This window comes from Mycolicibacterium tokaiense, from assembly GCF_010725885.1.
Taxonomy (GTDB): Bacteria; Actinomycetota; Actinomycetes; order Mycobacteriales; family Mycobacteriaceae; genus Mycobacterium; species Mycobacterium tokaiense.
The window spans coordinates 1450011-1472748 of record NZ_AP022600.1 but is presented as its reverse complement, the minus strand read 5'-3'; the positions used below and the strand labels follow the sequence as shown (position 1 = coordinate 1472748).

The 22738-nt window shown below is 67.4% G+C and carries 23 protein-coding genes; 12 read left to right on the top strand and 11 right to left on the bottom strand.

Translation table 11 applies throughout. The features are described from left to right. A complete protein-coding gene (locus G6N58_RS07050; protein ID WP_115279218.1) occupies nt 1-450 on the bottom strand; it encodes a Rieske (2Fe-2S) protein in 450 nt (149 codons plus the stop codon). A 71-nt stretch (nt 451-521) separates the two neighbouring features. Here G6N58_RS07050 and G6N58_RS07045 point away from each other — a divergent pair, with 71 nt between their 5' ends. Then, nucleotides 522-1598: an NAD-dependent epimerase/dehydratase family protein gene (locus G6N58_RS07045; protein WP_115279219.1), complete on the top strand. Its 1077-nt coding sequence runs from the start codon at nt 522-524 to the stop codon at nt 1596-1598. Nucleotides 1599-1671: 73 nt separating this feature from the next. Next, nucleotides 1672-2319 (top strand): GAF and ANTAR domain-containing protein, encoded by a 648-nt coding sequence (locus G6N58_RS07040; RefSeq protein ID WP_115279220.1) that lies wholly within the window; start codon nt 1672-1674, stop codon nt 2317-2319. 6 nt (nt 2320-2325) lie between these two features. On the opposite strand, the gene G6N58_RS07035 is transcribed toward G6N58_RS07040, so the two are convergent. Continuing rightward, entirely contained in the window at nt 2326-2904 is a 579-nt protein-coding gene (locus G6N58_RS07035) for a TetR/AcrR family transcriptional regulator (RefSeq protein WP_232067763.1), read from the bottom strand. Nucleotides 2905-3086: 182 nt separating this feature from the next. Here G6N58_RS07035 and G6N58_RS07030 point away from each other — a divergent pair, with 182 nt between their 5' ends. From G6N58_RS07030 to G6N58_RS07015, 4 genes are read left to right on the top strand one after another with little or no spacing between them, the layout of a single operon-like run. Further along, nucleotides 3087-3512 carry an MmpS family transport accessory protein gene (locus tag G6N58_RS07030; RefSeq protein WP_115279221.1) on the top strand — a complete coding sequence of 142 codons (426 nt, stop codon included), beginning with the start codon at nt 3087-3089 and terminating at the stop codon, nt 3510-3512. Continuing rightward, nucleotides 3509-6400, top strand: coding sequence for an MMPL/RND family transporter (locus tag G6N58_RS07025; protein ID WP_115279222.1), 2892 nt, complete (start codon nt 3509-3511; stop codon nt 6398-6400). Before G6N58_RS07030 ends, G6N58_RS07025 begins: the two co-directional genes overlap by 4 nt. Further along, nucleotides 6400-6735, top strand: a complete 336-nt coding sequence (locus G6N58_RS07020) for a DUF732 domain-containing protein (protein ID WP_115281716.1) — start codon at nt 6400-6402, stop codon at nt 6733-6735. Before G6N58_RS07025 ends, G6N58_RS07020 begins: the two co-directional genes overlap by 1 nt. Beyond that, nucleotides 6735-7166, top strand: coding sequence for a DUF5078 domain-containing protein (locus tag G6N58_RS07015; protein ID WP_115279223.1), 432 nt, complete (start codon nt 6735-6737; stop codon nt 7164-7166). The genes G6N58_RS07020 and G6N58_RS07015 overlap by 1 nt, the downstream gene beginning before the upstream one ends. On the opposite strand, the gene G6N58_RS07010 is transcribed toward G6N58_RS07015, so the two are convergent. Further along, nucleotides 7130-7306 (bottom strand): hypothetical protein, encoded by a 177-nt coding sequence (locus G6N58_RS07010; RefSeq protein WP_163907961.1) that lies wholly within the window; start codon nt 7304-7306, stop codon nt 7130-7132. The genes G6N58_RS07015 and G6N58_RS07010 overlap by 37 nt on opposite strands. 70 nt (nt 7307-7376) lie before the next feature. Between G6N58_RS07010 and G6N58_RS07005 the strand changes: the two genes are divergently transcribed. Continuing rightward, nucleotides 7377-8345 carry a helix-turn-helix domain-containing protein gene (locus G6N58_RS07005; protein WP_115279224.1) on the top strand — a complete coding sequence of 323 codons (969 nt, stop codon included), beginning with the start codon at nt 7377-7379 and terminating at the stop codon, nt 8343-8345. 10 nt (nt 8346-8355) lie between these two features. Here the strand turns inward: G6N58_RS07005 and G6N58_RS07000 are convergent, their stop codons facing one another. Beyond that, nucleotides 8356-9657 (bottom strand): PucR family transcriptional regulator, encoded by a 1302-nt coding sequence (locus G6N58_RS07000; protein ID WP_068919171.1) that lies wholly within the window; start codon nt 9655-9657, stop codon nt 8356-8358. 143 nt (nt 9658-9800) lie between these two features. Between G6N58_RS07000 and G6N58_RS06995 the strand changes: the two genes are divergently transcribed. Genes G6N58_RS06995 through G6N58_RS06975 form a run of 5 tightly spaced genes read left to right on the top strand, consistent with a single transcriptional unit; the run spans nt 9801 to nt 14485 of the window. Next, nucleotides 9801-11228: an APC family permease gene (locus G6N58_RS06995; protein WP_068919170.1), complete on the top strand. Its 1428-nt coding sequence runs from the start codon at nt 9801-9803 to the stop codon at nt 11226-11228. Then, nucleotides 11221-11892: an SDR family NAD(P)-dependent oxidoreductase gene (locus G6N58_RS06990; protein ID WP_068919169.1), complete on the top strand. Its 672-nt coding sequence runs from the start codon at nt 11221-11223 to the stop codon at nt 11890-11892. Before G6N58_RS06995 ends, G6N58_RS06990 begins: the two co-directional genes overlap by 8 nt. Beyond that, nucleotides 11889-12653 carry an SDR family NAD(P)-dependent oxidoreductase gene (locus G6N58_RS06985; RefSeq protein ID WP_115279225.1) on the top strand — a complete coding sequence of 255 codons (765 nt, stop codon included), beginning with the start codon at nt 11889-11891 and terminating at the stop codon, nt 12651-12653. The genes G6N58_RS06990 and G6N58_RS06985 overlap by 4 nt, the downstream gene beginning before the upstream one ends. Nucleotides 12654-12662: 9 nt before the next feature. Further along, entirely contained in the window at nt 12663-13631 is a 969-nt protein-coding gene (speB, locus tag G6N58_RS06980) for an agmatinase (protein ID WP_068919167.1), read from the top strand. After that, the gene (locus G6N58_RS06975) at nt 13628-14485 is read left to right on the top strand and encodes a polysaccharide deacetylase family protein (RefSeq protein ID WP_115279226.1); all 858 of its coding nucleotides are present in this window, start codon (nt 13628-13630) and stop codon (nt 14483-14485) included. The genes speB and G6N58_RS06975 overlap by 4 nt, the downstream gene beginning before the upstream one ends. On the opposite strand, the gene G6N58_RS06970 is transcribed toward G6N58_RS06975, so the two are convergent. The 7 genes from G6N58_RS06970 to solA all read right to left on the bottom strand — a co-directional run bounded on the left by G6N58_RS06970 (nt 14460) and on the right by solA (nt 22701). Then, nucleotides 14460-15089, bottom strand: coding sequence for a TetR/AcrR family transcriptional regulator (locus G6N58_RS06970; RefSeq protein ID WP_115279227.1), 630 nt, complete (start codon nt 15087-15089; stop codon nt 14460-14462). The genes G6N58_RS06975 and G6N58_RS06970 overlap by 26 nt on opposite strands. A 35-nt stretch (nt 15090-15124) precedes the next feature. Beyond that, nucleotides 15125-16066: a helix-turn-helix transcriptional regulator gene (locus G6N58_RS06965; RefSeq protein ID WP_232067762.1), complete on the bottom strand. Its 942-nt coding sequence runs from the start codon at nt 16064-16066 to the stop codon at nt 15125-15127. Nucleotides 16067-16387: 321 nt separating this feature from the next. Next, nucleotides 16388-18151: a BCCT family transporter gene (locus G6N58_RS06960; protein WP_083230956.1), complete on the bottom strand. Its 1764-nt coding sequence runs from the start codon at nt 18149-18151 to the stop codon at nt 16388-16390. Nucleotides 18152-18236: 85 nt separating this feature from the next. Further along, nucleotides 18237-19604: an L-serine ammonia-lyase gene (locus G6N58_RS06955; protein ID WP_115279229.1), complete on the bottom strand. Its 1368-nt coding sequence runs from the start codon at nt 19602-19604 to the stop codon at nt 18237-18239. Between the two features lie 6 nt (nt 19605-19610). Then, the gene (locus G6N58_RS06950; RefSeq protein ID WP_435406158.1) at nt 19611-20429 is read right to left on the bottom strand and encodes an IclR family transcriptional regulator; all 819 of its coding nucleotides are present in this window, start codon (nt 20427-20429) and stop codon (nt 19611-19613) included. Then, entirely contained in the window at nt 20426-21607 is a 1182-nt protein-coding gene (locus G6N58_RS06945) for an aromatic ring-hydroxylating oxygenase subunit alpha (protein ID WP_115279231.1), read from the bottom strand. Before G6N58_RS06945 ends, G6N58_RS06950 begins: the two co-directional genes overlap by 4 nt. After that, nucleotides 21604-22701: an N-methyl-L-tryptophan oxidase gene (gene solA, locus G6N58_RS06940; RefSeq protein WP_435406196.1), complete on the bottom strand. Its 1098-nt coding sequence runs from the start codon at nt 22699-22701 to the stop codon at nt 21604-21606. Before solA ends, G6N58_RS06945 begins: the two co-directional genes overlap by 4 nt. Nucleotides 22702-22738: the final 37 nt, after the last annotated feature.

Genomic DNA, 22738 nt, shown 5'->3' with positions numbered 1-22738 from the left:
TCAGGACAGCCAGATGGCGCCGTCGCGCACCTCGACCGGGAAGGTCCGCAGTGTGGCGATGCGACCGAACGCCGTGATGGCCGCCGAATAGGGCAGGAACCCGAACACCCGCCCCTTGGGGCCCGACCGCATGGCGCCGGTGTGCACGTCGTAATCGGCTCGGTGCCAAGGGCACTCGAGACAACCGTCGGCGTTCACCCGACCCTGGCCCAGTTTGGCGAACTGATGCCGGCACAGGTTGCCCACCGCGAACGGTGCGCCATCGGGAGTGACCCCCACCGCGAGCACGCCGTGGTCATCGGTGTCGACTTCGACGACACCGCGTTCATCGAGTCGGTCGACCTCCACCAGTCGTCGGCCCACCGCACGTACCGGGTGGTCATGGGTCACCGGCGGGAGCGGGCCGGGGGTGTCGACACCCTTGCCGTGCGGATCGCAGCGCAGTTTCATCGCCCGGCTTTACCCGCCGTGCAGGCGGTGAAACGGAGTTTGGAACCGATTTCGTCGGAAACCCGCCCTGCATGCGGATTGTGATCACCGGTGCGTCCGGCAATGTCGGCACGGCCGTGCTGCGGGTGCTGCGGCGTGCCGACCCCGGCCACGAGCTGGTCGGTGTGGTGCGCCGGCCGCCCGCCCTGGAGGGCGACTACCGCGACATGACCTGGCACGCCGTGGATCTGGCCGAGGACCGCGCCGGCGGGCAGCTAGCCGGGATCTTCGTCGGCGCCGACGCGGTGATCCATCTGGCCTGGGGCTTTCAGCCCACGCGCAACACCGAGTACCTGACCCGGCTGGGCGTCGGTGGCACACAGGCGGTGCTGGATGCGGCGCACCGTGCACAGGTTCCCCAGCTGGTCCACATGTCCTCGGTGGGGACCTACGCCCCCGGTCGGTACGGTGAGCGCGTTGACGAGGCCTGGTCCACGTCCGGTGTCCGGAGCTCGCCCTACAGCCGGGACAAGTCCGCCGCGGAGGCACTGCTGGACGTCTACGAACGTGACAACGCTGATGGCGGGGTGCTGATCGCGCGCGCCCGGCCAGGGTTCATCGTGCAACGCGCCGCCGCCAGCGGGCTGATGCGTTACGGGTTGCCCGCCTGGATACCGATGCGGGTGCTGCCGCTGCTGCCGGTGCTGCCCCTGGACCGTGCGCTGTGCATCCCGCTGATCCACGCCGATGACGTGGCGACTGCGCTGGTGGCCGTCGTACACAGGCGCGCAAGGGGAGCGTTCAACCTGGCCGGCGAGCCGCCCCTGGATCGCGATACAGTAGCGAAGGTACTGGGCGCCAAAGCAATTCAGGTTCCGTCCGGTTTGCTCGGGGCTGCGGTGGACCTGAGCTGGCGGGCACGCCTGCAGCCGATCGACCGGGGTTGGCTGGACCTGGCGTTCTCGGTGCCGCTGCTGGACACCGGACGCGCCCGCCGGGAGCTGGAATGGGCGCCGCAGTGGTCGGCCACCGATGCGCTGGCCGATGTGCTGGCCGGGGTCTCGGAGGGGGCTCACACGGTGAGCCCGCCGCTGCGGCGCCGCTCCATGCTCGAGCAGCTCGTCCGCGACCTGACCGCCGGGCAGGTGACCACTCGCCGCGTGCCGTGAGACCGATGTGTTTGAGTCGGGCGGAAGGGGGCAGCCTGCACACGTGGCCGACCCAACGCATCTTGCTGTGCGCATGGCTGACCTGGCGCGCTCGGTTGCTGTACCCCGCTCGTCGGAGGAGATCTTTGCCGAGGTATCCGCGGCGGCCGTCGAGCTGATCCCCGGTGTTGATGCCGCGGGAGTGTTGCTGATCACCAAGGGCGGAAAGTTCGAATCCCACGGAGCCACCTCGGCTCTGCCGCACGAGCTCGATGAGTTGCAGCACACCCTGCAGGAGGGCCCGTGCATGTCCGCGGCGCTCCAGGATCTGGTGGTGCGCACCGACGACTTCCGGTCCGAGACCCGCTGGCCCGCCTACTCGGCGGCCGCGGCGGAAATCGGTGTGCTCAGCGGCTTGTCCTACCGGCTGTACACGTCTGCGCGGACCGCCGGCGCACTCAATCTGTTCGGAGTGCAGCCCAAGACCTGGAGCCCGGAGGAGGTGACCACCGGGTCGGTGCTGGCCGCACACGCGGCAGCAGCGGTGGTGGCGCATTGGCAAGGGGCACAACTGGAGTCGGCGCTGCTGTCCCGCGATCGCATCGGGCAGGCCAAGGGCATCATCATGGAGCGGTTCGACGTCGATGACGTGCGCGCATTCGAGATGATGCGCAAACTGTCCCAGGATGGCAACACGCCACTGGTCGACATCGCGCAGCAGGTGATCGACACCCGCGGCTGACCGTCGTCAGGACAAGGGGTCGGCGCACCGCTTCGAGCAGGCGAGCAGGATGGTGCGCAGTTCGTCGTCGCTGATGTCAGCCAGCGCGGAATCCGTTGCGCAGGCATAGATTCCGGCGGTGGCCATGGACATAGACACCCGGGTGGCAGTGTCCGGGTCGGGCCCGAGCAGAAGCGCCGAGAAGCGCTCGATGATCGACTTGTATTCGCCGTGGGACTCCACGATCTGGTGCAGGGTGGGATCGCCGTAGAACAACGACGAGATCCTGCGGTGCCGGATGGCCAGTTCGACGAGCCCGCTGACCGCGACGTCGCGCTGCGCTTCCCGGGTGGGCAGGAGCTCGCCGATGCGGATGAGGTGCTCGATGTCTTCGAAGATCGGCAGGACGACGGCGAGTGCGATCTCGTCCTTCGATTGGAACTGGTAGTACACCGCGCCTTTGCCGACACCCAGGCGGTCGGCGATCATCTGCAGCGAGGTTCCGTGGACACCGTGCTTGGCGAACAGTTCCAGTGCGGCATCAAGCACACGTTCGCGGGCAAAACCGCGCGTCGGCGCGTTCTTGGTGACCACCGATTTGGACACGAGGCCCCTCCTTTCTTGCCCTCCCCGTCAAGGCTCATGTACCGATCAGCGGACTGTACCCCGGGTGTGTTGTGACCACGGACACTTAGCCGCTCGGCTTGTAAAAAGATAGTCGAATGGATAGCGTTTAGCCGCACTAAAGACAAGTCTCGATTGGCGTCGGCCACTGAGGAGTCCGGGGTATGCAAGTGGTCAGGCGGGCGTGGCTGCCGCTGGTGATTGTCGCGGTGGTGCTGATCGCCGGATTCACTGTCGATCGGATCCGCGGATTCTTCGCCTCCGAACCGCCGCTGGAGACCCCGGTGAACTTCGCCGACGATCCCGAGCCCTTCGAACCCAAGGTCGTCGAGTACGAGATCGACGGCCTGGGCGGCGTCGCCAACATCAATTACATGGACCTCGAGGGCAAACCGCAGCGGGTCGACGGAGCGGCGCTGCCGTGGCACGTACGTCTGGAAACCACCAATCCCTCGGCCATGGCGCACGTGGTGGCCCAAGGCGACGGCAGCAGTCTGACCTGCCGCATCATCGTCGACGGTGAACTGAAAGAGGAACGAACTGTGGACGGCGTGAGCGCCCAGACCTTCTGCATCGAGAAGTCCGCGTGAGCAACCACTCGGCCGAGGCGCCCACCGGGCCCGTACAGGTGAGCCAACCGCGGCACTTCCACTTCGAGAAGCCCGCCCGGCTGTTCCGCACGCTGTCGGTCCCGATCATCCTGATCTGGATCGCCGTCGCCGCCTTCCTCAACATCTCGGTACCTCAGCTGGAGACAGTGGGCGAGGAACGTTCGGTCTCGATGAGCCCCGACGAGGCGCCCGCGGTGATCGCGATGCAGCGCGCCGGTCAGGTGTTCGACGAGTACAAGTCCAACAGCTCGGTGATGATCGTCCTGGAAGGCCAGGAACCGCTGGGCGAGGACTCACGGCAGTACTACTCCGAGATCATCCGCAAGCTGCAGGCCGACACCACCCACGTCGAGCACGTCCAGGATTTGTGGAGCGACCCGCTCACCGCCTCCGGTGTCCAGAGCAACGACGGCAAAGCGGTTTACGTCCAGGCCAACATCGCCGGCAACCAGGGCGAGTCGCTGGCCAACGAGTCCGTGCAGGCCGTCCGCGACGTCATCGACAGCACACCGGCCCCCGAGGGGGTTTCCACCTACATCACCGGGGCCGCGGCGCTGTCCGCCGACCAGCAGGAGGCCAGCCACAACAGCCTGCGCATGGTGGAGGCGCTGACCTTCGGCGTCATCATCCTCATGCTGCTGATCATCTACCGCTCCATCGTGACCACGGTGCTGATGTTGGTCATGGTGGGCATCAGCATCGCGACTGTGCGAGGCACGGTGGCGTTCCTGGGCTATCACGACGTCATCGGGCTGTCGGTCTTCGCCACCGGTCTGCTGTCCACGCTGGCCATCGCCATCGCGGTGGACTACGCCATCTTCCTGATCGGGCGATATCAGGAGGGCCGCGGCAACGGAGAAGACCGGGAAACGGCCTACTTCAACATGTTCGGCGGCACTGCGCACGTCATCGTGGGCTCCGGGTTGACCATCGCCGGCGCCACCTTCTGCCTGAGCTTCACCCGGTTGCCGTACTTCCAGACACTCGGTGTCCCCCTCGCCGTGGGCATGCTGGTGCTGATCCTGACCGCCATGACCTTCGGTCCCGCGGTCATCACAGTGGCCAGCCGCTTCGGGCTGCTGGAGCCCAAACGGTCCATGCGCAAACGGGGTTGGCGCAAGATCGGCGCCGCCGTGGTGCGCTGGCCCGGACCCATCCTGGTGACCTCGGTGGCCGCGTCGCTGGTCGGTCTGCTGGCTCTGCCGAGCTACGAGACGAGCTACAACGACCGGTTGTACCTACCGGACGACATCAACACCAACCTGGGTTATGCCGCCGCCGAACGGCACTTCTCCCCGGCGCGGCTCAACCCCGAGATGCTGATGATCGAAACCGACCGGGATCTGCGCAACCCCGCCGACATGCTGGTGATCGAGAAGATCGCCAAGCGCATCTTCACGGTGGAGGGCATCGGGCGGGTGCAGACCATCACCCGACCCGACGGAAAGCCGATCGAGAACACGTCGATCCCGTACATGATGAGTCAGCAGGGCACCCTGCAGACGCTGAATCAGCGCTACAACGACGACGTGATGGCCAACATGCTCAAACAGGCCGAAGACATGCAGGTCAACATCGACACGATGACCGAGATGCAGCGCATCACCACCGAGATGGCCGACACCACCCACCAGATGGTGACGCAGATGGACAACATGGTGGTCGACATCCAGAAGCTGCGCGACAACATCGCCACCTTCGACGACTTCTTCCGGCCGATGCGCAACTACTTCTACTGGGAACCGCACTGCTACGACATCCCCATCTGCTGGGCACTGCGGTCCATCTTCGACACCATCGACGGCATCGACGTGATGACCGCCGGCATCGAGGATCTGCTGCCCTCGATGTACCGGCTGGACTCGCTGATGCCCCAGATGCTGGCGATCATGCCCACGATGATCGACACGATGGTGTCGATGAAGACCATGATGCTGACGATGCAGCAGACCCAGTCCGGGATGCAGGAACAGCAGAAGATCATGTCGGAGAACCAGACCGAGATGGGTGACGCGTTCAACGCCGCCCGCAACGACGACTCGTTCTATCTGCCGCAGGAAGCGCTGGACAACCCGGACTTCGCCAAGGGCCTCGAGCAGTTCATCTCGCCCGACGGCAACGCGGTGCGGTTCATCATCGCCCACGAAGGCGATCCGATGTCGGCAGAGGGCATCGCCAAGATCGACGGCATCAAGAACGCCGCGAAGGAGGCCATCAAGGGCACGCCGCTGGAAGGCTCCACCATCTATCTCGGCGGCACTGCGGCCACGTTCAAGGACATGGCCGACGGCACCGCGTTCGATCTGCTGATCGCCGGGATCGCGGCCATCTGCCTGATCTTCATCATCATGCTGATCCTGACCCGGGCAGTGGTGGCCGCGGCGGTGATCGTGGGCACGGTGATCCTGTCCCTGGGCGCGTCGTTCGGTATTTCCGTGCTGATCTGGCAGCACCTGATCGGTATTCCGTTGCACTGGATGGTGTTACCGATGGCGGTGATCATCCTGCTGGCCGTCGGTGCCGACTACAACCTGCTGGTGGTGGCACGCCTGAAAGAGGAGATACACGCCGGTCTGAACACCGGCATGATCCGGACCATGGGCGGCAGCGGGTCGACGGTGACCGCGGCGGGCATGGTGTTCGGCTTCACCATGATGACCATGGCGGTCAGCGACCTCACGGTGATGGGGCAGGTGGGCACCACCATCGGATTCGGCCTGCTGTTCGACACTTTCGTCATCCGGTCGTTCATGACGCCCTCGATCGCGGCGCTGATGGGCCGCTGGTTCTGGTGGCCGCAGAACGTGCGGATGCGGCCCAAGCCGCAGCCGTGGCCGCGGCGTGAGCCGGTGGAGGTGGGATCGTGATCCGGGGACTCGTTGCCGCGCTGAGTGTTTCGGCGCTGTTGCTCGGTGCTGCGCCGACGGCGGCCGCTGATCCCGATGAGGCCTTCGCCGAGCAGTTGCACACCTTCGGGATCTACGGGCAGAAGGACTTCAACGCCTGGATCGGCAAGATCATGTGCAAGCGGCTGCGCAACGGCCACGACCCGGATGCCTTCGCCTCGGCTGCTTTTGTCCATGCGCAGCTGCAGAAAGGCTCCACCACGGATCAGGCCTGGCAGTTCGTCGGCGCCGGTATCCCGATCTACTGCCCCGACCAGATGGTCGTGTTGCAGCGCGCCGCCGAGAGTAGGAACTGATGCGTCGAATCCTCTTGGCCCTGTTGACGTTCGCCGCATTGGTGAACGCCGCCCCGGCCGCCGCGGATGCCACCGACGAGTATCCGATCCCGTCGCGGATGCTCAAGACCACCTGCACCGTCGATCAGTACATGGCCGCTGTCCGCGACACCGACCCGGTGTACTACGAGCGCTACATCATCGACTACAACAACAAGTCCCCCGATGTGCAGAAGTGGGCCCGCGACCGCATCACCTGGTTCTTCTCCATGGACTACGCCGGCCGGCGCGCCTACTCCGAAGAGACCGCCACCAACGCCTTCTACGAGACCCTGGCCTGGAACTGGCCCAACTGGGCCAAGCTGTTCTTCAACAACAAGGGCGTCGTGGCTCACGGCACGGAAGTCTGCATGAACTACCCGCCGGTGGATCCGACCGTCTGGACCTGGTGACGCGCCGCTGAGCGCTCGGACACCGGCACCCCGTGCGCGATGCCGTGCGCGGCGTGGATGCCGGCCAGGAATGACGCGACGCTGCGGATGATGCGGCGGTCGCGGAGCTTCTGCCACTGGGTTGGCTTCTTGTACAGCATGTTTCCATGCTGGCGCAAAGCTGCGGCCGCAAACAGTGGCCCTGGTGCCGTTGTTCGTTAATATAGTGACATGCATTCGGTGGCCATCCTCGCTTATGACGGAATGACGGGTTTCGAGTCCGGAGTGGCCGCCGAGATCTTCGGGATGGCAGAACTGCCGGAGCGGTTCTCGGCCGGGATCGCGGCGCCGTGGTACTCGCTGACCATGTGCGCGGAGGCGCCCGAGGTGCGCATGCTCGGTGGCGCCACCCTGCGCACACCACACGGTCTGGACGTGTTGGCTGCCGCGGACACCGTGATCATCCCCAGTGTCGCCGACATCACCGGGCAGCCCTCGGCCGGCGTCATCGCCGCGATCCGGACAGCCCGCGAGCGCGGCGCACGGCTGGTGTCGATCTGCTCGGGGGCCTTCGCGCTGGCGGCGGCCGGTGTGTTGGACGGCCGCACCGCCACCACCCACTGGCTCTACGTCGACCAACTGCAACAGCGCTACCCGGAGATCGACGTGGACCCGGCGCCGCTCTATGTCGACAGCGGCGACGTGCTGACCAGCGCCGGATGCGCGGCAGGGATCGACCTGTGCCTGCACATCGTGCGTACCGACCACGGCAGTCAGGTGGCCAACGACGTCGCGCGCAAGCTGGTCATCGCACCGCACCGCTCGGGCGGGCAGGCCCAGTACATCGAGACCCCGATTTCCGAGCCTGCCACGGACGGACGCATCGCGGCCGGAATGGCCTGGGCGCTGGAGCATCTCGACCGACCGCTGACCCTGGACGACCTGGCGGCGCAGTCGTCGTTGTCACGGCGCAGCTATCTGCGTCAGTTCGCCAAGGCCACGGGAACCACCCCCATCAAGTGGCTGATCGAGCAGCGTATCCAAGCCAGCTTGGCGCTGCTGGAGTCGTCGTCGCTCTCGGTCGAACAGATCGCGGACCGAGTCGGATTCGAATCGGTGGTGACGTTCCGGCACCACTTCGTGAGGCAGGTACGCACCACCCCGAGCGAGTATCGCAACAGCTTCGCCGCATCGCGCTGAGCGGTCCGACCTACCGGCCCTCGGCGCGGTCGCAGGCCTGCAACCCGATGGCGAACGCGGTCAGATCGCTGTGCTGCAGCGGGTCCCGGCCGGTGATCTCCTGGATCCGGGACAGCCGGTGTCGCACCGTATTGGTGTGCAGGTACAGCGCTTTCGCGGTCTCGCTCAGTGATCCGTTGACCGACAAGAACACCCGTAGTGTGCGCACGTGCTGGGTGCCTCGGCGGCGATCGAGGTCCACCAACGGGTCGATGAGTTGCTGGGCGAACGGTGCCAGCTGCGCGGCAGGCAGCTGTTCGACCAGGGACTCCAACGTGCTCAACTGATCGGGGCCCACCCGGCCGCCGCGGTGGGTGGCCAACTCGAGCGCGATCCGGGCCTGGGTGATGGCCGACCCGAGTTCGGTCAGCGGCACCGAGGCCGAATGCCCGGACGGCACCGACAATTCGCCGGGCGGCTCGATCGCCAGCATCAGACACAGATCGGGCGCGTCGCCCACCAATTCGCCCGGGAAAGCCATCGACAGCAGCGCCCCGGCACCGGCCGGCCATGCCGAGCAGACGATCGCGGGGGCGCCGAAACCCGGCCAGGGCAACAGTTGGCTCAGCGCATCGGGCAGCAGCATGCGGCGTTCGACCAGCGAGAGCAGTTGCCCCACCCGCTCACGTCCCAACGCGGCCTCGATGTCGCGCTCGCCCTGCGCCGCGCGGACGAACCGGGTGATGACGTCCAGTAGAGCCGGCTCCGGTGGGTCTCCGCGTCCCACCCACTCGATACCGTCGGGCGGTTCCAGCAGGAAGTAGCACCCCAGGATCTGGCCGGCGGTGTCCAGTAGCTGCCGCGGCGTCTCATGCCGTCGCAACCCGGAGACCAGCTCGGGCACAAGCGCATTCGTCGCCCGCGCCACGGCGATCTCGGGTCCCAGCCAGGACTCGGCGACGTAGCGGCTGACCTCACTGAACGGCACCGTCGGCGGCGCCACCAGCACCGCCAGCCCCAGTCGGCGGGTGTGCTCCAACAGCGCGGCGGGCACCTCGTCGTGGCCGTCGCCGACCCCGAAGCAGAGGCCGGCCACGTCCGCCCGGGCCAGGGCCTCGGCGAACGTCTGACAGTCAGGTGGCGTCTGCAGGCTCAGCCCGACGGTGCACACCAGCTCACCGCCGCGCAGGTAGCGCGACGGGTCACGCATCTCGGTGGTGTGGGCCCAACTGATCGGCCGGTCCAGGCCGGGGGCGTCGGCGTCGGGCAGCTCGAGTCCCAGCCCGGACTGCTCGAGCAGGTCGCGCGGGGTCGGGGCCACCGGGTCGAGCATCCGCCGAGTTTAACCTCCCGGATACACCAGAGCCTCCGCTGCGTTGTGCGATCGACCAATTTGCGGGCCTCCCGACGGTGCAATCTCGGCGTCTTACGGTCCTGGTCTGGTGTGATTGCACAACCTCAGGCGATAGTTCGACCATGTCGTCAGCGGTCAGTCCGGTCGAGCAGCCACAGCAGCTGCGCCGAGAGTTCACGTTGTGGTCGTCGTTCGCCTTCGCGTTCGCGTTCATCTCGCCGATCGTCGCCCTCTACGGGATCTTCGGTCTTGCCCTGTCCGCCGCAGGACCGAGCTTCTGGTGGGGCTTCGCACTGGTCTTCGCCGGCCAGTTCCTGGTGGCGTTGGTGTTCGCCACCCTGGTCTCGCGCTGGCCCTTGGAAGGGTCGATCTACCAGTGGTCACGCCGGCTGCTCGGTACCACCTACGGCTGGTTCGCGGGCTGGGTCTACATGTGGACGCTGGTGATCGCGATGGCGACAGTGGCCCTCGGTGCGGCGGGGTTCCTGGCCAACATCGCCGGGCTCGAGGAGCCGTCCGGCGGGACGCTGGCCCTGATCGCGCTGGGCATCCTGCTGGCCGGCACGGCGGTCAACCTGATCGGGCGCCGGGCGCTGAAGATCTTCATGATCGGCAGCATCGTCGCAGAGGTGATCGGCTCGGTGGTGCTGGGCACCTGGCTGCTGCTGTTCCACCGGCAGAACTCACTGTCGGTGCTCTTCGACGGTGGCGGCGTCGACGTCGACCTGTGGTCCTGGATGAGTGGGCCCTTCCTGCTGGCCGTGGCGTTCATCGGCTGGTCCTTCGTGGGTTTCGAGAGCGCCGGATCCATTGCCGAAGAGGTGCACGAACCCCGACGTGAGCTGCCCAAGGCGGTGTTGTTCTCGCTGGTCTTCATCTTTCTCGTGGTCGCGTACTCCAGCCTGGCGATCATCCTGGCGATCCCGGACCTCGGCGCGGTGGCCGACGGTGAGGTGGCGGATCCGGTGTCCGAGACACTGACCAGCGCGTTGGGCCAGGGCATCGCCAAACCCGTCGAGGTGCTGTTCGTCATCGGCTTCCTGGCCAGCTTCCTGGCCCTGCAGACCTCGGGGTCGCGGGTCATCTGGGCCTACGCCCGCGACGGGGCGCTGCCCGGCGCAGGCACGCTGGTGCAGCTGCGCGGCCAGGCCCGCATCCCGGTGGTCGCGATCCTGGTGACCACGGTGGTGGGCAGCGCGCTGTTCTTGCTCAGCATCGTCGCCGGCGACGTGTACTCACTCATGGTCAACTTCACCGCGGGCGGTTTCTACCTGGCCTTCCTGTTCCCGCTGCTCGGCTTCCTGGTGGTGGTGCTGCGGCGCCGGTGGACGCCGGCGTCGTTCTCGCTGGGTGCGTTGACGGTCCCGGTGGCGGTGGCGGCCGCGGTGTGGACGGTGCTGCAGTTCCTCAACATCGCCTGGCCGAGGGTGGCCTTCGAGCAGCGCTACCTGGACTGGTCGGTGTGGATAGGCATTGCCTTCCTGGCCGTACTCGGCGGACTCATCCTGGTGAGCGTGCGCTCTCGGATCTCGGCTCCCACCGATGAGTGAGCGTCCGGTAGCGCTGGTCACCGGCGGCGCCAGCGGCATCGGGGCGGCGGTGGTGACAGCCCTGACCGCCCGGGGTTTCACGCCGGCGATCCTGGATCTGGCCGTGGGCGTGGACGTCTCGGACCCGGCCGCGGTGTCCGCCGCGGTGGACCGGGTACGCGCCGACGTCGGCCCGGTCAGCGCCGTGGTGACGGCTGCCGGCTACTACGAGATGGCGCCGGTGGCCGAGATCGCTCCCGATGCCTGGCGCCGGATGCTGCGTGTGCACCTCGGTGGCCTGATCAACACCGCGCGTGCGACGCTGCCCGACCTGATCGCCCGGCGGGGCACGCTGGTGGCGGTGGCCAGTGAGTTGGCCGTCGGCGGCGGCGAGCACGACGCCCACTACGCCGCCGCCAAAGGTGCCATCCTCGGCACCGTGCGCAGCCTGGCCGCCGAGGTGGCCCACCACGGGGTCCGGGTGAACTGTGTGGCCCCGGGCCCCACCGATACCCCGCTGCTGGCCCCGGACTCACCCTGGCGGGCAGCCGATTACCTGGCGACCTTGCCGCTGCGCCGACTGACCCGGCCCGGCGAGGTGGCACGATGCGTCGAGTACCTGGTGTGTGACGCCACCTTCAGCGTCGGGGACGTGGTGAACGTGAACTCGGGAGCGGTGATATGACCACGGACCTGCACGGGCGAGTCGCACTGGTGACGGGCGCCGCCCAGGGGATGGGCGCCGCGCATGCGCGGCGCCTGGCAGCCGCGGGGGCCACCGTGGCCGTCAACGACATCACCGACAGCCCCCGGCTGCGCGCCCTGGCCGCCGAGATCGGCGGCCACACCGCCGTCGGCGACGTCAGCGACCCGGAGGAATGCGTCCGCCTGACTGACGACGTGGTGCAAGCCGCCGGCGGGCTCGACATCCTGGTGGCCAACCACGCCTACATGACGATGGCGCCGCTGCTCGAGCACGACCCCGACGACTGGTGGAAGGTGGTGGACACCAACCTGGGTGGCACCTTCTTCCTGGTGCAGGCGGCGCTGCCGCACCTGCGCGCCCGCGGCGGTGGCCGCGTCGTCGTCGTCACCAGCGAGTGGGGTGTCACCGGCTGGCCGGCGGCCACGGCCTACGCAGCCGCCAAGTCGGGGCTGATCGCTCTGGTGAAAACCCTGGGTCGCGAGCTCGCCGCCGAACACATCATCGTCAACGCGGTGGCGCCGGGGGTGACCGACACCCCGCAGCTGCGGGTGGACGCCGATGCCGCCGGGGTGAGCCTGGACCAGATGCACCGCGAGTACGCGGCCGCCATCCCGCTGGGCCGCATCGGTATCGGTGACGAGATCGCCGCAGCCGTGGAGTTGCTCTGCGATTTCGAGATGAAAGCAGTGGTGGGACAGGTGATCTCGTGTAACGGCGGATCGACCCGGACCCGTGTCTAGGAGGTTGATGTGAGCACCGAACCCTATGTCCGCACAGCATCGGGCACCATCGGACAGGTGGACGCACAACAGGTTCCGCGCTACGCCGGGCTGGGTACCTTCGCGCGGCTGCCGCAGACCCGCGATGTCGAGCGCTACGACGTGGCGGTCATCGGCGTCCCCTTCGACAGCGGGGTCACTTACCGGCCGGGCGCCCGATTCGGGCCGTCGGCCATCCGGCAGGCATCACGGTTGCTGAAGCCCTACCACCCCGCCCTGGAGGTGGCGCCGTTCGTCGCGAACCAGGTGGTGGATGCCGGTGACATCGCGGCCAACCCGTTCGACATCGAGGTCGCGGTGGAGCAGATCCGCGCGGGGGTGCTCGACATCGTGACCGACCCCGCGCAGCGGTTCGTGTTGCTGGGCGGCGACCACACCATCGCACTGCCGGCGCTGCAGGCGGCCAGCCATTTGCACGGCCCGGTTGCGTTGGTGCACTTCGACGCCCATCTCGACACCTGGGACACCTACTTCGGTGCGCCGTGCACCCACGGCACCCCGTTCCGGCGGGCCGCCGAGCAGGGGCTGTTGGTCAAGGGCCATTCGGCGCATGTCGGCATCCGCGGCTCGCTCTACGACCGCAAGGACCTGCTCGACGACGAAGAACTGGGTTTCACCGTGGTGCACTGCCGCGATGTCGACCGGATCGGCATCGATGGTGTGATCGAGCGGGTACTGCAGCGGGTGGGTGAGCACCCGGTGTACGTGTCCATCGACATCGACGTGCTGGACCCGGCGTTCGCACCGGGCACCGGAACTCCGGAGATCGGCGGTATGACCAGCCGGGAGCTGGTGGCCGTGCTGCGGGCCATGCGCGACCTGCACATCGTCGGGGCGGACGTGGTGGAAGTGGCCCCGGCCTACGACCACGCCGAGGTCACCGCCGTCGCCGGCGCCAACATCGCCTATGAGCTGATCAGCCTGATGGTCGACGCATGAGTGAGATCAGCTGGCCGGCCGGCAAGCGCGCCGCCGCGGCGTTCACCTTCGACGTCGACGCCGAGTCCGCGGTGCTGTGGGGCAATGAGGCGGTGGGCGCGCGGATGAGCGTGATGAGCCACCAGGCCTACGGGCCGCTGGTGGGGATCCCGCGAATCCTGGATCTGCTGGACGAGCACCAGATCCGGTCGACGTTCTTCGTGCCGGGCCACACTGCCGACCGCTACCCGGCGGCGATCCGCAGTCTGGTGGCGGCCGGCCACGAGATCGCCCACCACGGCTACCTGCACGAGCAGCCGACGCAGCTGACCCGGGACGAGGAGATCGACGCGCTGGACCGCGGGCTGGCCGCGCTCGACGAGGTGGCCGGGGTACGGCCGGTGGGCTACCGGGCGCCGATGTGGGATCTGTCGTGGCATACGCCGGGGTTGCTCGCCGAGCGCGGGTTTCTCTACGACTCCAGCCTGATGGACGCCGATCATCCTTACGAGCTGGCCGTCGACTCCGGTGGCTCGCTGGTGGAGATCCCGATCCAGTGGGCGCTCGACGACTGGGAGCAGTACTGCTTCCTGCCCGACGTGTCAGGCACCGGGTTGATCGAGAGCCCCCGAAAGGCCCGCGAACTCTGGCAACTGGAGTTCGACGGCCTGCGCCGGGTGGGCGGCTGCTGGGTGCTGACCAATCACCCGTTCCTGTCGGGCCGGCCGTCGCGTGCCTTCGAACTCGGCGATCTGATGCGTTATGTGCGGGGCCACAGCGACGTCTGGGTGGCGAGTCTGTCCGAGATCGCCGAACACGTTCGCGGACTGCGCCTTGCGCCCCGATCGATCACGCCTCCCGAGGTTCCTCGCTGACAGGCCCGCCGAGCCGGCCGTTGGTGGCGTCGGAGATGGCGGTGTCGATCAACATCAGGATCTCCTCGGTGGTGAAGGTGCGGTTCTCCACGATCACCGCCCGGCTGACGTCCTCGTCGATGACGCGCAGCGCCCCGGTGACGGTGGCCGCGCACAGTCGCACCGTCAGGTCTTCGACACCGCGGCGCAGCCGTTTGGCGATCACCGGGATCAGCGCGCGCTCGAGTTCGTCGTGCACCATCAGGTACGACGTGCGCAGCGCGGGTTCGCGGTCGGTCAGGGCGGCGATGCGCATGGCGCGGCGCTCGTCCTCGAGGTCGGCCGGGCTGAACGGGTGTGTCACCGCGTCGGCCGCCAGGTGTCGGCCCAGGGACAAATCATCGGGCCAGCGCTCCAGCATGCCGACGAAGCGCTGCATCGACTTGGCCAGCACCGGCTCGACGCAGCTCTCCTTGGAGCGGAAGTACCGCCACACCGTGCGAGTGGAAAGCCCTGCTGCCGTGGCGATGTCGTCACCGCTGGTGCCGGACACCCCGTGCTCCCAGAACAGCGCGCAGGCGTGCCGCGACACCGCCAGCCGCGCCTGCTCCTGTTTGCCTTCCATCAGCGAGATACCTTGTCATCGCAGGACCTGGCCGGTCAACTGCTGAGTGTCTGGTGCGGCGACATGCCGTAGGTCTGGCGGTAGTGACGGGCGAAGCGACCTTTGTGGGCGAAGCCCCAGCGGGTGGCGATCGCCGCCACCGATGCCGTGTCGGGGTCGGCGCCCAGCAGTTCGACGTGTGCGTGCTCCAGTCGGACCCGGCGGACATATTCCATTGGGGTGCAGTCGAGTTCGCGGCGAAATAGATACTGCACGCCGCGGGGGGTCATGCTGACGTGTTTGGCGATGTCGCCGATGGAGATGTCCAGATGCGCCGACTCGTCGATGTAGGCGATGGCCCGCCGCAGTGCGGTGGCCTTGGCGCCGGTGCGGTCGGCGGCGGTGGGCTCCAGATGAGCGTTGCTGGGGAAGGTGTTGAGCACCACCGCCGCCAGGTGCATGGCCGCGGTGGAGGCCACCAGGGGTGAGTCACGCATGCTCGGATCGGCGACCACCCGCTCGCGCAGATAGCCGACGCAGGCGCCCAGATGGGCTCCGGCGGTGGGGGAGACGGGACGGTGCCCGGTGAGCACCACATGGCCGCCGGAGTCCCTCGGCGAGGCCACCCGGTCCAACTGGCCGACCTCCAGCATCGTCGCGTCGTGTGCTCCCGCGGTCAGCTGCCCGGAGTAGGCGGCCCCCGGCGGCGCGATCAGCGCGACGTCGCCGGGGGCCAGGACGTTGCGAACGGAGCCGAACCGGGTCTCGATGAGTCCGGAGTGCACGCGGCCGATGAGCAGCTTGTGCAAAGGCAGGACGTTGAACTGCATGTCGAAACTGAACGACAGTGAATCCAGGCTCACCTGACCCAGCCACCGACGGTCGATCCGCGCCCGGGTCGATTGACCGTGCCCGCTGATGCGCAGGGAGGTGTATGCCTTGGCCAGAAAATTTTCGGTGGCAACAAGATCGGTGCTGTCGAAACGCAGATCGTCCACAGCCAACCCCCACCCCGGAAGGTCATGGCCCGATCCGCGTCATCCCGACTCTTTGAGGTGCCGCGGCAGGTGCCCTCATCCTTGAGCAATATGTGACCTCACGTGCACAGCAAACTAGCAGTTCGCGTTGTGCTGGGGGTGTGGTTTCCCCGAGACAATCGTCGGGTAAAGGCAAGCAACGCCCGAACAGTGGGCGTGACGGTTCGGCTTCGGGAGGCCCTCAATGCTCGACTTCATCTGCCCCACCTGCGGCACCTTCGGCTTCGACGAGTCCGACTGCGTGTCCTGCGACGGCCGCGGCGACGACGCGGGCGCCAGCCGCTAGTCCTCCTCCTTGGACTGCCCGTTGTCGAGTTTGTGATAGCGGGTCACAAGGTCGAAATTGTCGCCGTAGTGCCCGGATCCGGTCACCACGGCCCGCTCCACCAACTCGGTGCTGCGTCGGTCGACCACCACGATGCGGTCGTGGCGCAGGTCTTTGTACAGCGCCACACACAGCAGCACCATCACGATCACGAACGGCACGGCCGCGACGATCGTCAGGTTCTGCAGCCCGGTCAGGGCATCGGCCCCGCCGCCACCGATGATCAACATGATCGCGGCCACCGCCCCGGTCAAGGAGCCCCAGAACACGACCGTCGCGCGGCGGGGTTCGTGCGAGCCGCGTTCGGACAGCGACCCCATCACGATGGACGCGGCGTCGGCGCCGGATACGAAGAAGATCGCCACCAGGATCATCACCAGGACGGTGGTGATGGCAGCCAACGGCATGGTGTCGAGCAGCTGGAACAGCGCTCCGGTGCTGTTGACCGCGCCGTCGGCGTCCACCATGTCCCCGACCGTGCGCTGCCGGTCGATTCCCGCACCGCCGAAGATCGCGAACCACATCAGGCTGACCAGGGTGGGCACCAGCAGTACCCCTGTGACGAACTGACGGATGGTGCGCCCGCGGCTGATCCGGGCGATGAACATGCCCACGAACGGCGTCCACGACACCCACCACGCCCAGTAGAAGATGGTCCATCCGGACAGCCACGCGGCGAGTTCGGCGTCGCCGTTGGCGTCGGTGCGTGCGCTCATCGCGACGAAATCGCGGATGTAGTCGCCGAGCGCGCTGGGGATGAGGTTGAGGATCAACAGGGTGGGTCCGGCGACGAAGACGAAGACGGCCAGCACCAGTGCCAGCACCATGTTGATATTGGACAGCCACTGGATGCCGCGCGCGATGCCGGAGACCGCCGAGAGGATGAAAGCGACGGTCAGCACCGCGATGATGGCCACCAGGATCGGCGTGCCGACCGTGCCGACCCACCCGTTGAATTCCAGGCCGTCGCCGATCTGCAGGGCGCCCAGGCCCAGCGAGGCGGCCGATCCGAACAGGGTGGCGAAGATCGCCAGGATGTCGATGACCTTGCCGGCGGGCCCGTTGGCGCGGTCACCGAACAGCGAGGTGAAGGCCGACGACAGCAGCCCGGGCCGCCCCTTGCGGTACATGCCGTAACCGATGGCCAGGCCCACCACGGCGTAGATGGCCCAGGGGTGCAGGCCCCAGTGGAACATCGTGGTGGCCATGGCCGTCTGGAAAGCCTCGTCGGACTGCGCCTCGCTGGTGCCGGGAGGCGGCGTCACGAAGTGGTTCAGTGGCTCGGCGACACCCCAGAACATCAGCCCGATGCCCATGCCCGCGCTGAACATCATGGCGATCCAGGAGATGGTGCGGAACTCCGGTTGCTCGTCGTCGCATCCCAGGGGGATGCGCCCGTACTTGCTGGCGGCCAGCCACAGCACGTAGATCACGAAGAAGCTGGCGGCCAGGACGAAGAACCAGCCCAGGCCCTTGATGGCCGCGTCCTTGGTGCCGGCGGAGACCGCCGACAGCCCGGGGGTGTCAACCAGCCCCCACACGACGAAGGCCAGGGAAGCGATGCCCGCGACGCCGAAGACCACCCAGTCGCGGCCCGGGTTGGGGTCCTTGGGCTCGATCTTGGCGGTGAGCGGCGCCAGGGGGTGTGGGCGCGCAGCGTCGTCGCGGTCGGCGCCCTCGTCGGGGCTTGGGGTGGAGGCCTTGTTCGTGTCGATCGACATCACGAGCTCCTTACGGCGACGTGTTGCGTACAGCGCACGTGTTGCGTATTAAACAACATTGCGTGTCGACCTGCTGGACATCTGGTCAACACTCCACGACGTTGAGCGCCAGGCCCCCCAGGGAAGTCTCCTTGTACTTCTCGGCCATATCGGCTCCGGTGTCGCGCATGGTCTTGATGGCGGTGTCCAGGCCGACGTGGTGCGTTCCGTCGCCCCGCAACGCCATCCGGGCTGCGGTGATGGCCTTCACCGACGCCACCGCATTGCGCTCGATGCAGGGGATCTGCACGAGGCCGCCCACGGGATCACAGGTCAGCCCGAGGTTGTGCTCGATGCCGATCTCCGCGGCGTTCTCGACCTGAGCCGGGCTGCCCCCCAGTACTTCCGCCAGTCCGGCCGCCGCCATGGCGCAGGCCGAGCCCACCTCGCCCTGGCAGCCCACCTCGGCGCCGGAGATCGACGCATTGGTCTTGCACAGGATGCCCACTGCGCCCGCGGTCAACAAGAACCGCACCACCGCCCGGTCGTCGAACCCGGGAAGGAAGTCGCGGCAGTAGTGCAACACCGCGGGCACGATCCCGGCCGCACCGTTGGTGGGCGCGGTGACCACCCGGCCGCCGGCGGCATTCTCCTCGTTGACCGAAAGGGCGTACAGGGCAACCCAATCCATGGCTGCCAACGGATCGCCCGACCCGCGCTCGCGCTCGAGTGTGGTGCGCAGGGTCGCCGCGCGCCGGCGCACCCGCAGGGCGCCGGGCAGCACACCGGTGCCGGTCATCCCGCGCTCGACACACTGCTGCATCACCTGCCAGATCGCCAACAGGTCGGCGCGCACGTCGTCTTCTCCGCGACTGATCGACTCGTTGGCCAGCATCAGATCGCTGATCTGCCGGCCGGTTCGCTCGGCCAGCGCCAGCAACTCCGCAGCGGTGCGAAAGGGGTACGGTGCTGCGGCGGTGACGCTGCCACCGGGTGAGGCCACTTCGTCTTCGTCGACCACGAAGCCGCCACCCACCGAGAAGTAGTCGCGGGTGCCGACCGTGCTGCCACCGTCGTCGAGTGCGGTGAAGCGCATGCCGTTGGTGTGATGCTCGAGCCGCTGCCCCGCGTGCAATCGGATGTCGCGGGCCGGAATGAAGTCGATGGTGTGGTCACCGGGCAGGGTGAGCGTTCCGCGGTCGTCGACGGCGGACAGCAGTGCGGGGATGGTGTCGGGGTCCACGGTCTCGGGACGCTGCCCCAGTAGTCCGAGCACCACCGCGTCGACGGTGCCGTGACCGACGCCGGTGGCCCCCAGTGACCCGAACAGCTCCACCTGAAGCGACACCGTGTCTGTGAGCCGGGACCGGCCGGCCAGCCAGTCGACGAACCGCGTGGCCGCACGCATCGGCCCGACGGTGTGCGAACTCGACGGTCCGATACCGACTTTGAAGAGCTCGAAGACGCTGAGCATGGCGGATCAGCCGACGAAGCCCAGGCGCAGGCTGATCCGTCGCGCGGCCAGCGTGGTCATGGCCGCGACCTCCTCGAACCGGTCGGCCCCCAGCCGGTACGCGGGGCCCGAAACACTCAGAGCGGCAACGATCTTGCCGGTGCTGTCGCGTACCGGCGCCGCGACGGCGTTGAGGCCCACTTCGAGTTCTTCGCGGACACTGGCCCAACCGGCCTGCCGCACCTGCTGCAGTTCGGCCACCAGGGAATCCACGTCGGCGACCGTCATCTCGGTGAAGGTGGGCAACGGCTCACCCAGCAGCTCACGCACCGCGGTCGCCGACAGGCCGGACAGCAGTACCTTGCCGCTGGAGGTGGCGTGGGCCGGGCAGTTCTGGCCCACCCAGGTCCGCAAGGTGATCTCAGCGGGCCCATGCGCCTCGACGACGTTGATGATCCGCGTGCCGTCGAGGATCGCGATGTTGGTGGTCTCGCCGCTCTGTTGCGCCAGTTCATCACACACCGGCTGGCTCTCCTTGGCCAGATCCATCTGCGCACTGGTGGAGCCGGCGAGCCGGACGATGGTGAAGCCCAACCGGTACTTGCCCCGCTCGGAGAGTTGTTCGACGAAACCGCGGGACTCCAGCACCGTGACGAGCCGCGACACCGTCGACTTGTGCACGCCGAGTTCGGTGGCGATCTCGGTGACCCCGGCGGACCCGAATTTGCCCAGGATCTCCAGCACCATCAGCGCCCGATCCACCGATTGGACAGCCGCCGGGGCCTTGTCTGGGGAGGGCGCGCCGTCGATGTCTGGGGTCATGACGGGTCCCAGTGTAAGCGTCATGCTCTGAGCCTGGCCTCCACCCACTGGTGGAATTCGACGATGTGATGCTCCGACGGCACCAGCACGCCCCCGTTGCGGTATGCCCTGGAGGCCATGGCAGGCTGGGTGCGTTCGCAGGCGTCGAAGTCCTGAACGTTGACCCGGTGGAACAACTCGACCGAGCGGTCCAGGTCGCGTCCGGAGGCCACCACGTCGGGCAGGTAGAGCCAGTCACATTCGACGACGGTGCGGTCCACCGCCATCGGATACATCCGGTGGAAGATCACGTGATCGGGCACCAGATTGATGAATACGTTGGGCCGCACCGTGATCGCGTAGTAGCGGCGGTCCTGCTCGGAAGTGACCCCGGGAATGGTGTCCAGGCCGGGACTGCCGTCCACGGTGAAACCCTGGACGTTCTCGCCGAACAGCGCGCCGTGCCCCACGAAGTACTGGGCGGCCAGGCCGTCGGCGAACTCCGGAAGCACCTCGGTGAGTTCGGGATGGATGGTGGCGCAGTGATAACACTCCATGAAGTTCTCGACGATGAGCTTCCAGTTGGCAGCCACGTCGTAGACGATGCGGCGACCGACGGCCAGATCGGCCACTGCGTAACTGTCGACGGCGTTGGCGTCACCGAGTCGCTCGGTGACCGCGCCCATCACCTCCTGCTCGAACGACGGCGGGTCGGCGGCCAGGCACACCCAGGCGTACCCGAGCCATTCCCGGACGGCCACCTTCAACAACCCGTATTCGGTGCGGTCGATGCGGGCGCCGGCCTCGTCGGTCAACGCACCCAGATTCGGTGCAGCGAACAGCTTTCCGTCCAGACCGTAGGTCCAGGCGTGGTACGGGCAGCGGAGGTGGCGCTTGACGGTGCCTGACTCCTCGGTGCACAGCATCGCACCGCGGTGCCGGCAGACGTTCAGGAAGCCGTTCAGCGCACCGTCTTTGGCGCGCACCACCAGCACGCTCTCTCGGCCCACCTGCACCTTCTTGAAGGCTCCGGGGGTGGCCAGATCTGCTGATCGGGCCGCGCAGAACCACATCCGTTCGAAGATGGCTTCCTGCTCCGAGCTGAAGATCGTGTGGTCGGAATACCATCCGCCGCCCAGGGTCGGCATCAGATTGCTGCCCGGTGCGGGGGTGCTGAAGGTCGTCGGATCGGGTGCGCCCAGCGGGGCATCGATGGTCGTCATGCGGTCACCAGTCGTCGGGGGTCGAAGAGCCCGATGGGATGGGAGGTGTCACCGGTGACGGCGAGGTCGGCCAAGACCTCACCCACCACCGGGACGAACTTGAAGCCGTGTCCCGAGAAGCCGCACGCCACTGTGACATTGGTGAAACCCTGTGGTCGGGTGATCACGAAGTGCTCGTCGGGGGTGTTGGAGTACATGCAGGTGGCGGTGTGCACGGCGGGACCGGTCAGCGCGGGCAGCAGCTGCGTGGCCCGCTCCTGCATCTCGCTGATCTCCTGCTGGTGCACGGTCCGGTCGATGGTCTCCGGTGTGCACACCTGGCCCTTGCGGAAGAACGCCACCTTGACCCCACCGTCGGGGCCGTCGATGGCCGGGAAGCCGTAGATCTGCATTCCGGCCGGATCCTCGCTGATGAAGATCGGGTGATCGACGAATGGTGCTGTGCCGCCGTCTGGTTGGAACCAGTACAGCACCTGGCGTTCGATGGTGATGGGGATGCCCAGGTCCGTCAGCAGCGCCGGCGCCCACGCACCGGGGCAGATCACCAGCTGGCCCGCCGTGTAGGTGCCGTTGGCCGTGGTGACCCGGACACCGGTGGGCCCGTCCTGCCAGGACTGCACTTCCTCGCCGAAGCGCAGCTCGGCGCCCTCGCGGGCGGCCAGGTCGAGGTGGGCCTGCACGGTCATCTCCGGCCGCGCGAATCCGGCCTTGGCCTCGAACAGGGCGACGTTGCCGTCGGCGGGAGTCAGGGTGGGGAAGCGGCGCCGAACGTCGCCGGCGGTGAGCATCTCATGCGGCAGTGACCACTCCTGCGATGCGCGCAGGCTGCCCGCCACGGTCAGGCTGTCCGCTGCGCCCATGAACAGGCCGCCGGTCAGGCGGTAGACCTCCAGGCCGGTGTTGCCCGCCAGCTCCTCCCACAGTTCGTAGGCGCGCAGCAGCAGGGGGACGTAGGCGGGGTCCTCGAAGTACGACTGGCGGATGATGCGGGACCCGCCGTGGCTGGAGCCTTTGTCATGCGCGGGGGTGAACTTCTCCAGGCCCAGGACCCGGATCCCGCGGCGGGCCAGGTGATACGCCGCGGCGCTGCCCATCCCGCCGAGCCCGACGACGATGACGTCGTAGCTGTTG